This is a genomic window from Micromonospora sp. U56 (assembly GCF_018070095.1).
Taxonomy (GTDB): Bacteria; Actinomycetota; Actinomycetes; order Mycobacteriales; family Micromonosporaceae; genus Micromonospora; species Micromonospora purpureochromogenes.
The window spans coordinates 1-10190 of record NZ_JAGPYL010000175.1 but is presented as its reverse complement, the minus strand read 5'-3'; the positions used below and the strand labels follow the sequence as shown (position 1 = coordinate 10190).

The following is a 10190-nucleotide window of genomic DNA, read 5'->3' as shown; positions in this document are numbered from 1 at the left end:
CCCCACCCGCCTCCCCCACCAGGCGAGTTGATCAAGAAGTTTGCGTCAGGATTCGGCCCAGGGAAGACCAAAACTTCTTGATCACCTGGGCGGTGGCGACCGGAGGACGGGCGGGGTCCTTTTCCCGCCGGGCCGGCGGTCGTATGGTCGGACCGTGGCCACCTGGGACGATGTACGTCGGCTCGCGCTCGCCCTGCCGGAGACGACGGAGCGGCCGTCGTACGACGGCGCGCCGGCCTGGCGGGTACGCGACAAGCCGTTCGTGTGGGAGCGACCGCTGCGCCGGGCCGACCACGACGCCCTGGGCGACGCCGCTCCCGACGGTCCGATCCTCGGCGCACAGCTGCCCGACCTGGGTGCCAAGGAGGCGCTGCTCGCCGACGACCCGGCGATCTACTTCACCACCCCGCACTTCGACGGCTACCCGGCGGTGCTGGTCCGGTTGGACCGGATCACCGTGCCGGAGCTGACCGAGCTGGTCCTGGACGCCTGGTACGCCCGCGCGCCGAAACGTCTCGCCGCGGCCCACCGCGCCGGCGAGGCGTAGGCACGCCCGGGGCCCGGTTCAGCGGCGCCAGTCGCGGAAGACGAACCGGTGCACCGCCTTGAGCCCGATCCCGACGGCCAGGGCCCGGGCCCACCGGCACCGACCGCGCACCTCGACCCGGGTGCTGCGGGTGAGCCGGGTCGCCCGGCCGCCGGCCGCCGGCGTCAGCTCGAAGGTGTCGCTCAACGCGCTGACGCACGAGCCGAACGGCAGGTCGGTGCGCTCCATGTGGAACGCCAGCCGGGCCGGCGGCGACCACTCGGTGATCCGCTGGTACACCACGCCCCGATCAGAGACGCACTGCCGGGGCGCGCCCACCGCACCGGGCCCCGCCGGCAGGAAGCACTCGACCGGGGTGGGCGCGCCGAGCCGGAACACCGGGCAGCGGGGCGTCGCGGTGATCCGCGAGTCGCAGAGCAGCGGCCAGACCGCCTCCGGCGGCCGGCGTACCAGAGTGGTGGTCCGCACCAGCATCAGCGGCCGCCCCCGTCGGTGAGCGCGGCGGGTGCGGCGGCGCCTGTCGTATCCATGTCGGTGACGCTACGAACCCGCCGCCGCCGGGGCCTCCCCCGGCGGAGGGAACCCCCTCCCCCCAGGCGGTGTCACCGCGGTCGTTCGGCACCCATGGTTGTTCCACTCGTCAGTCGGCCGACGTGGCGCGTTGCGGGCGCCGTCGTGGTCGGCGCCCGGCGCAGTAGGGGTTCTGAGCCTTTCGAGCTGATGTCGTAGACGACTCAGCCGTGGATGGCGGGCGCCATCCCGCAAGATGGTGCTCATCCGCCTGGTGGTGGCCCGCTGCGGCCGAGCGACACCACTACTTCCAAAGTGGAGCGATCTCCGCCCGTCGCGGCATCCACCCGGCAGGGCTGATTCGTTTACATCATCAGCTCTACAGGGCCGCACCACCCCACCCCCCGCAGCGACTGTGGCTCGGCCCAGGTGATCAGGCTCCGCTCGGAGAGCCCGGCCCTCGGCTAGGTTCTGCCGAAACGGGGTGCCGGACTGGACCGGACACCCCGGTCTCGCGTACCCGTTGGGGACCTTCCGCCACCGCGGGCCGTTCCAATGGGCGCGGCTGGCGCCGGCCGGGGCAAGGGGTCCGGGCCGGGCCCGGGTTAGGGGCCGGTCGAGCCCTTCTAGGGGTACGCCCGGTCTGTTCCACTCGCGACGGAGGCGGCTTGACTGACCCTGCGCACCCGTCGGGTTCCACCGGACACCTGCTCAGAGGCAGTGCGACACCGCGCTGCCCGATGGTCCCGCCCGACGCGGACAACGCTGACATCCGTCCCGCGGAGGGGGTTCGATCTCGTGGAATTCACTGTGGCAGCCGACCAGTGGGTCCGGCTGGAGCAACTGGAGGCGGCGGCCACGCACTCGGTGCCGGTCGGCCTCGACGACAAGGTCTGGCAGCGCGTCCAGACCTCCCGGGAGACGCTGCAGCGTTTCGTCGACGAGGGCCGGGTCATCTACGGCGTCAACACCAGCATGGGCGGCTTCGTCGACTGGCTGGTGCCGGTCACCATGGCCCAGCAGCTCCAGGAGAACCTGATCAACGCGGTGGCCACCAACGTCGGGCCGCACCTGGACGACCGGACCGTCCGGGCGATCATGCTCTCCCGGATCGTGTCGCTGGCCCGGGGCAACTCGGCGATCTCGCCGGTGAACCTGGAGAAGCTGATCGCCGTGTACAACGCCGGGATCATCCCGTGCGTACCGGAGAAGGGGTCGCTGGGCACCAGCGGGGACCTCGGCCCGCTCGCCGCGATCGCGCTGGCCTGCGTCGGCCAGTGGCGGGCCCGCTACCGGGGCGAGACCATGCCCGCCGCGGAGGCGCTGCGGCTGGCCGGCATCGAGCCGATGACGCTCAGCTTCAAGGAGGGGCTGGCGCTGATCAACGGCACCTCCGGCATGGTCGGCCTGGGCGGCCTGGTCTTCGCCCAGGCCAGCCGGCTGCTGGAGACGTACCTGACGGTCTCGGCGCTGTCCGTGGAGGGGCTGCGCGGGATGACCAAGCCGTTCGACCCGCGGGTGCACGAGCTGAAGCCGCACAAGGGTCAGCGCGAGATCGCCGCCCGGCTCTGGCGCACCCTGCAGGAGTCCACCCTGGCGGTCAACGAGCAGGAGACCGAGGCGGCGCTGGCCGCCGAGATGGGCTCCTCGGCCAAGGCCGGCTCGCAGCCCATCGAGGACGCGTACTCGATCCGGTGCACGCCGCAGATCCTCGGTCCGGTGCTGGACAGCTTCCTCCGGATCGGCGAGACGCTGGAGGCCGAACTCAACTCGTCCAACGACAACCCGCTGGTGGTGCCGGACGAGAACGACGTCTTCCACAACGGGCACTTCCACGGCCAGTACGTGGCGATGGCGATGGACCACCTGGTCATCTCGCTGACCACCCTGACCAACCTGGCCAACCGGCGGATCGACCGGTTCCTCGACAAGAGCAACAGCAACGGGCTGCCGGCCTTCCTGTGCCGGGAGAACCCCGGCCTGCGGCTCGGCCTGATGGGCGGGCAGTTCATGACCGCCTCGCTGACCGCCGAGACGCGGGCCCTGGCGGTGCCGATGTCCGTGCAGTCGCTGACCAGCACCGGCGACTTCCAGGACATCGTCTCGTTCGGCTTCGTCGCCGCCCGGCGGGCCCGGGAGGTGCTCGCCAACGCCACCTACGTGGTCGCCTTCGAGCTGCTCTGCGCCGCCCAGGCGGTCGACATCCGGGGCAACGAGGGGCTCTCCCCGGTCACCCGCGAGCTCTACGAGCGGACCCGCGAGCTGGTCCCCTACCTCGACCGGGACGTCACCATCACCGACTACGTCGAGGCGATCGCCACCCAGATCCTGGCCGCGCCGCCGGCGTACCGGTCGGAGGTCCTGCTGTGACCGCCCCCGGCGCAGACGGCGCCGGACCCGAGCACGGCGCTGCGGCCACCGCCGTGGTCTTCCCCGGCATCAGCCCCAGCTCGTTCGCGCAGGTCGGGCGCTTCCTGCTGATCAACCCGGAGGCACGCCGGCTGACCGCGCAGGCCGACGAGGCCCTGGGCTGGTCGCTGGTGGACCGGTACCGGCAGGCCGAGGGGGGCTACTCGGAGAGCGAGCGGGTGGCGTTCCTGGTGGTCTGCCTGGCGCTGGCGTACTGGGCGGAGGACGCGCTGGACGTCCGGCCCGACATCGTCGTCGGGCCGAGCTTCGGCGGCACGCCGGCCGCCGTCTACGCCGGGGCGCTCAGCTTCCCCGACGCGGTACGGCTCACCGTCGGCTGGAACCGGCACCTGGACGAGTACTTCGCCCACGCCCACAGCGACGTGGTCACCCAGTCCTTCGCCCGGACGCCCCGGGCCCGACTGGCGGAGATCCTCGGTGAGTTGGACGAGGCCGGCGAGTGGTACGAGACGGCCTGCCACGTCGACGACGACTTCTGGATGCTGTCGGTACGCCGGCACCGCCTGGACTGGCTCCAGGCGGCCGTGCGGGCGCGCGGCGGCCTGCCGCTGTACACGATGAGCCCACCGATGCACTCGGCCGCGTTCGCCCCGCTGCGGGCGACGATGGAGCGGGAGTTGGTGGCCGGGCTGCCGTTCACCGACCCGCGGCTGCCGATGGTCTCCGACCACGACGGCGCGGTGCTGACCCGGGGCGAGCAGGTGCGCCGGCTGCTGCTGGACGGGATCGTCCGGCAGGTGCGCTGGCCCGGGGCGCTGGAGACGCTGCGCGCCCACGGGGTGTCCCGGCTCTGCGTCTCCGGTCCGGACGGGCTCTGGGGCCGGGTGGACGCCGCGCGGCGGCCGTTCGACGTGCTGACCCTGACCCCGGCGCTCGCGCTGCGGCCCCGGCCGCGGCAGCGGACCCTGGTGGGATGATCCGGCGGCCTACCGGGCCGCGCGGGCCAGTTCGGCCAGCGCGGTCCGGTTCGCCTTTCCGTTGGCGGTCAGCGGCAGCTCGGTGAGGAAGTGGAACCGTGCCGGGACCATGTACGCCGGCATGGTGCGCCGGCACCGCTCCACCAGCTCGGCCGCGCCGACGGTGGCGCCCTGCCGGCGCACCACGAAGGCGTGCAGCCTCGGCTCGCCGTCGGCCGCCGGGGCCGCCACCGCCACCGCCGCGCCGACCGTCGGGTGGTCCAGCAGCCGGCGCTCCACCTCGCCCAGCTCGATCCGGTTGCCCCGGATCTTCACCATCGAGTCGGTCCGGCCGCAGAAGTACAGCTCCCCGTCGGCCCCCCGGTACGCCAGGTCGCCGGAGCGGTAGACGAGCTGCCCGGAGCGGGGCTCCAGGGGGTCGGGCACCAGCACCTGTCGGGTGGCCGCCGGGTCGTCCCAGTAGCCGCTGAACAGCGACGGGCAGCGGACGTGGATCTCGCCGACCGCGCCGGGCGCGTCGACCACGCTGCCGTCCGAGTCGACCAGCAGCAGCTCGGCGCCCGGGTAGCCGTCGCCGATGGAGAGCCGCTCGGCGTCGGCGGGCAGCGGGTCGGGCACCTCGGCGAAGGAGCAGGCCACCGTCTCGGTGGCGCCGAACGCGTTGACCACCCGCAGTCCCGGGTGCAGTTCGCGCAGCCGGCGCAGCTCGGCCAGCGGGAAGTTCTCGCCGGCGAAGAGGATGCCGCGCAGCCGGTCCAGGGCGGCCAGGCCGTCGGGCTCGTGGCGCAGCAACGGCCGCCACAGCGAGGGCACGCCGTGCACCACGGTCGCGCCGGCGTCGCGGAGGAAGCCGAGCAGCCGGCGCGGAAAGCTCAGGAACTCGCGGGGCACCGGCGCGAGGGTCGCCCCGCTGCCCAGCGTGACCCCGAGGTCGAACAGGGAGACGTCGAAGGCCAGTGGCGATGTGCTGGCCACCACGTCGTCGGCGGCCACCACCGGAAAGCGCTGGGCGCCCCGGTAGAAGGCCAGCGCGGCGTGGTGGCTGAGCACCACACCCTTCGGCTGCCCGGTGGTCCCCGAGGTGAAGATGAGGTACGCCGGGTCGGTGCCCACCACCGCGCGGCGGCGGCGCTGCCGGGGCTTGCCGGCGGGGGCGACCAGCCCGTCCGGGCTGAACTCGGCGACGGCGGTGGTCGACGGCAGGTCCCGGGCCGGGCGGCCGGCGGGCCGGAGGTGCAGCACCGGGTCGGTCGCCTCGACGATGGCGCGTACCCGCAGGTCCGGGGTGTCCGGGTCGACCGGCACGAACGCCGCGCCGAGCCGGGAGCAGGCGAGCAGCAGCGCGATGGCGGCGGCGGAGGTCTGCGACTCGATGACGACGCGGTCGCCGGTGCCGACCCCCGCCTCGGCCAGCGCGGTGGCCCGCGCGTCGACCGCGCGGGCCAGCTCGCCGTACGTGACCGTCACCAGCGCGCCGCCGGCCCGCTCGATCACCGCCGGCTTGTCCGGGGTGCGGGCGGCGGGGCCGAGCACGAACTGGTCCAGGGTGTCGGCGGGAAACCGCCCGACCGCGTCGGTCATCGATGTCCGTCCTTCGTCACACCTGCGCGACGGTCTTGAGGTAGTCGCCCACCGTCTGGCGGAACCGCGCCGGCTCCTCCAGGTGCGGCACATGGCTGGAGTCGTCGAACAGCTCCCAGCGCGCGTCCGGGATGAGGTCGACGAAGGGCCGGACGGTGGCCGGGGTGGCCTCGTCGTGGCGGCCCGAGATGACCAGGGTGGGCACCGCGATGTCGGCGAGACAGTCGGTGACGCCCCAGTCCTTCAACGACCCGATGACGTGGAACTCGCTCGGCCCGTTCATCGCGAGGTACACGGTCGGGTCGTTGTAGAGCTCGTAGAAGGAGGCCTGGTAGTCGCGGGGCCACGGGTCGAGCCGGCACAGGTGCCGGTCGTAGAAGACCTTGGTGGCCGCGTGGTACTCGTCGCTGTCGGTGGTGCCCGCCGCCTCGTGCCGGCGCAGCGTGTCGTCGACCCCGGCCGGCAGCGCGGCGCGCAGCTCCGCCATCGCCGCCAGCCACAACGGGTACGACGCCGGCGCGTCGGCGATGATCAGGCCCTTCAGGCCGGCCGGCGCCGCCGCGGCGTGCTTCGCCACCAGCAGCCCGCCCCAGGAGTGGCCGAACAGCACGTAGTTGTCGGCGATCCCGAGGTGGCGCAAAAGGTTGTCCAGCTCGTCGAGGAAGAGCTGGACGGTCCAGAACTCAGCCGGCCGGCCCGGCAGGTGGGTGGATCCCCCGTTGCCCAGCTGGTCGTAGTGGACGACGGGGGTGCCGCCGTCGGCGAACACGGACAGGCTGGTCAGGTAGTCGTGGGTGCTGCCGGGGCCGCCGTGCGCGACCACCAGCGCGGTCCGTTGCGGCGACAGCTCCCCCGTGACCCGGTACCAGGTCCGGAATTCGCCGAACGGCGCCGTCCCCTTGGTCGTCGGTGCGGTCACTAGACGCGGCGGCCGGTGACCGGGAAGGTGCCGAACATGCCCGGCTTGGCCTTGCCGGTCATGGTGTCGCCGTTGACGGTGACGGTGACCTTCATGGTCAGCGGGACCGGCTTGCGGCACTTGATCTTCCACGAGGCGACGTCGCCGACCATTTCGCCGTCGATGATGTCGGGGTCGATGACCTGGCCGTTGGCCCGGGCCTTGCCGATCAGCTTCTCGCCCTCCTCGGTCAGTTCGACCCAGAGGCTCTGCTTGCCGAGCGGGCTCTCGATGTCCAGCTGCCAGCTGCCGTCGGTGCTCATCCGTTGCTCCCTATCGTGCGTCGATCGCTTCCCGTGGCAGACACTATGGATCCGGGCGGGCGGTCCATACCCCTATCAGCCCCTAGGGGCGAGCGTCCCGAGCCACTCCTCGACGACCTCTGCGGCGACCGCCGCCCGGTCCTCGATCATGGTGAAGTGGGTGGCCGCGACGGTGCGGTACTCGTGCGTCGGCTCCCAGGGCCGGGCCTGCCAGGAGCCGTCGTCGGCCGCGTCGGGCCGGAACGGCTCGGCCGCGCCGACGAAGAGCACCGGCGCCTCGACCGGGTCCAGCCGGAACCGGGGCACCAGGTCGAAGTAGCGGTTCATCCCCGACAGGGCGGCGCTGTTGAGCATCCCGAAGCGGGCGTCGGCCTGGACCAGCCCCACGGTGAGCTGCTCCATCAGCCGGGACTGGTCCCGGTCGTCGGTGTCGACCCGGTAGGTGTCCATCAGCACCACCCCAACGGGGCGCACCCCCAGGCTCCGTTCCAGGTGCCCGGCGGTGGCGTAGGCGAGGGTCCCGCCCGAGGAGTAGCCGACGAGGACGAACGGGCGTCCGGCGGCGGCCCGGACGACGCTCTCGGCGAGCACGTCGACCACCGCGTCCACCGAGTCGGGCAGCCGCTCCCCGGCGACGAAGCCGGGGTTGGTCAGCGACACCATCGGACGCCGGCCACGGAACGCGGCGGCCAGCCGGGCGTGCTGGTGCGGGCCGCCGGTGGCCATCGGGGTGCTGATGCCGATGAGCACAGGTGACCCGGGACCGTCGGCCATGGTCACGCCCGGTGGCACCGTCCCGAAGTCGGCGGCGGAGGTGAACCGGGGTCGCAGGTCGGCCACCGCCCGCAGCAGGTTGAAGCCCTTCAACACCTCGTTGCCCAGCACCGCCGCCCGGAACAGCCCGGCCAGGGTGTCCGGCTCGCCGGCCGGCTCCGGCGCGGGCGCACCACCGACGGCCGGGGCCAGCTCGGCGCGCAGGTGCCGGGCCAGCGCGGCGGGGTTCTTGTTGTCGAACACCGCCATCGGGGCCAGCCGCAGCCCGGTCGCCGCGTTGAGCCGGTTACGCAGTTCCACCGCGGCGAGGGAGTCGAAGCCCAGTTCGAGGAAGTCCCGCTCCGGGTCGACCGCCTCGGGGCCCTCGTGGCCGAGCACGGCGGCGGCGTGGCCGCGTACCAGCTCGGTGACCTGGCGCTCCTGCTCGGCCGGGGACTGCCCGGCGAGCCGGCGGGCGAACCACTCCGGGTCGACGACGGCCGCGGCGCTGCGCCGGCGTACCCGGGGCAGCAGGCCACGCAGCAGCGCGGGCGGCTCGTCGGCGCGGGCGCGCAGCGCCGCCACGTCGACCTGCACCGGCACCAACGTCGCGCGGGGGCTGCGCAGCGCGGTGTCGAGCGCGGCCAGCCCTTCCGGCACGGTCAGCGCGGGCAGGCCCTGCCGGGCCATCCGTTGCAGGTCCGCCTCGGTGAGCCAGGCACCCAGGCCGACGTCGGTGCCCCAGAGCCCGTAAGCGACCGAGGTGGCGGGCAGGCCGGCCGCCACCCGGTGCTGCGCGAGCGCGTCGAGGAAGACGTTCGCCGTGGCGTACCCGCCCTGCCCGGCGGCGAGCACCAGGCCGCCGGCCGACGAGAAGAGCACGAACGCGGCCAGGCCAGCGTCGCGGGTCAGCTCGTGCAGGTGCCAGGCGGCGTCCACCTTCGGGCGCAGCACCCCGTCGATCCGCTCCGGGGTCAGCGAGCCCACCACCCCGTCGTCCACCACCGCCGCCGCGTGCACCACGGCGGTCAGCGGACGCCGGTCGGGCACGCCGGCGAGCAGCGCCGCGAGCTGGTCGCGGTCGCCCACGTCGCAGGCCACCACGTCGGCGGTGGCGCCGAGCGCGGCGAGGTCGGCGCGGAGCTCGTCCACCCCGGGCGCCGCCGGCCCGCGCCGGCTGGTCAGCAGCAGGTGCCTGATCCCGTACGCCCCGGCGAGGTGCCGGGCCACCAGCGCGCCCAGCCCACCGGTGCCACCGGTGATCAGCACGGTGCCGTCGGGGTCCAGCCCGGCCGGGGCGTCGGCCGGGGCGTACGGCTCGCGGACCAGGCGGGGCACCAGGACACGGCCGGCACGGATCATCAGTTCCGGCTCGTCGGTGGCCAGTGCGGGCCCGAGGGCGTCCCGGGAGACGGCGGTCCGGTCGGTGTCGAGCAGCACGAAGCGGCCGGGGTTCTCCGCCTGGGCGGCCCGGAGCAGGCCCCAGACCGGCGCCTGGGCCAGCGCCACGTCGGCCCCGTCGGCGCCGACCGCGCCCTCGGTGAGCAGGACCAGCCGGGCGGCGGTGAAGCGGGGGTCGGCGAGCCAGCCCTGGACGAGGCCCAGGACCTGGTACACGCAGCCGCGGACGCCGGCCAGGACGTCGACGCCGGTGTTCGGCTCGGCACTTTCGGCGGTGCCAGGTGTGGTCTCCGGGCGGGGAACCCGGAAGAGCACCACGCCGGGCGCCGGAAGGCCGGCGTCCACGGCGGCGCCGAGCGCGGCGAGGTCAGGGTAGGTGGAAAGTCCGTCGCCCGCGCCGAGCGCAGCGAGATCCAGGTCGTTCGCCGGGCCGCCGTTCCGGCCGAGCGCCGGCAGATCCCGGTCGTTCGCCGGACCGCCGTTGATGCCGAGCGCGGCGAAATCCCCGTCGTTCGCCACGCCGACGGCCCGGCCGAGGGCGTCAAGGTCTGGGGCGGTCGCCGGAACGGCGTCGATGCCGGAAGCGGCAGGGGCCGGGGCGGTCGCCGGACCGGTGTCGGCGCCGGGCGCAGCGCGGTGAGGGCCGGGCTGGCCGATGACGGCCCATCCGGCGGCGGTGGTGGCGGTTGGCAGCTCGGCGGCGGGGGTCCAGGCGAGCCGGTACAGGCCGTCCTGTCGGCCCGGCGCGGCGGCCCGGAGCTGCGCCGCGTCGACCTCCCGCAGGGCGAGGGAGCCGACGGCGGCGACCGGCGCGCCGGCCAGGTCGGCCA

8 protein-coding genes are annotated in these 10190 nt (G+C 74.0%); 3 read left to right on the top strand and 5 right to left on the bottom strand.

Going from position 1 to position 10190, the window contains the following annotated elements; all coding sequences use genetic code 11:
• Positions 1 to 154: 154 nt before the first annotated feature.
• Positions 155 to 547, top strand: a complete 393-nt coding sequence (locus KBX37_RS31880) for an MmcQ/YjbR family DNA-binding protein (RefSeq protein WP_210779555.1) — start codon at positions 155 to 157, stop codon at positions 545 to 547.
• Positions 548 to 565: 18 nt separating this feature from the next.
• Here KBX37_RS31880 and KBX37_RS31875 read toward each other — a convergent pair whose 3' ends face one another.
• On the bottom strand, positions 566 to 1015 hold the full coding sequence (locus tag KBX37_RS31875) for an SRPBCC family protein (protein WP_210779554.1): 450 nt from the start codon (positions 1013 to 1015) through the stop codon (positions 566 to 568).
• Positions 1016 to 1855: 840 nt separating this feature from the next.
• On the opposite strand from KBX37_RS31875, the gene KBX37_RS31870 reads away from it, so the two are divergent.
• A complete protein-coding gene (locus KBX37_RS31870) occupies positions 1856 to 3427 on the top strand; it encodes a phenylalanine aminomutase (D-beta-phenylalanine forming) (RefSeq protein WP_210779553.1) in 1572 nt (523 codons plus the stop codon).
• Positions 3424 to 4404: an ACP S-malonyltransferase gene (locus KBX37_RS31865; RefSeq protein ID WP_210779552.1), complete on the top strand. Its 981-nt coding sequence runs from the start codon at positions 3424 to 3426 to the stop codon at positions 4402 to 4404. The genes KBX37_RS31870 and KBX37_RS31865 overlap by 4 nt, the downstream gene beginning before the upstream one ends.
• A gap of 9 nt (positions 4405 to 4413) precedes the next feature.
• Here the strand turns inward: KBX37_RS31865 and KBX37_RS31860 are convergent, their stop codons facing one another.
• From KBX37_RS31860 to KBX37_RS31845, 4 genes are all read right to left on the bottom strand, one after another.
• Positions 4414 to 5985, bottom strand: a complete 1572-nt coding sequence (locus KBX37_RS31860) for an amino acid adenylation domain-containing protein (RefSeq protein WP_210779551.1) — start codon at positions 5983 to 5985, stop codon at positions 4414 to 4416.
• Between the two features lie 16 nt (positions 5986 to 6001).
• Complete coding sequence (locus KBX37_RS31855) at positions 6002 to 6904, bottom strand: proline iminopeptidase-family hydrolase (RefSeq protein ID WP_210779550.1); 903 nt, start codon at positions 6902 to 6904, stop codon at positions 6002 to 6004.
• Complete coding sequence (locus KBX37_RS31850) at positions 6904 to 7206, bottom strand: hypothetical protein (RefSeq protein ID WP_210779549.1); 303 nt, start codon at positions 7204 to 7206, stop codon at positions 6904 to 6906. Before KBX37_RS31850 ends, KBX37_RS31855 begins: the two co-directional genes overlap by 1 nt.
• 75 nt (positions 7207 to 7281) lie before the next feature.
• The coding region (locus tag KBX37_RS31845) for a type I polyketide synthase (protein WP_210779548.1) at positions 7282 to 10190 on the bottom strand (2909 nt) is incomplete at its 5' end.

Coding starts and splice junctions, on each gene's coding strand:
- KBX37_RS31860 (WP_210779551.1), bottom strand. CDS start 5,985: ATGACCGACGCGGTCGGGCGGTTTCCCGCCGACACCCTGGACCAGTTC.
- KBX37_RS31850 (WP_210779549.1), bottom strand. CDS start 7,206: ATGAGCACCGACGGCAGCTGGCAGCTGGACATCGAGAGCCCGCTCGGC.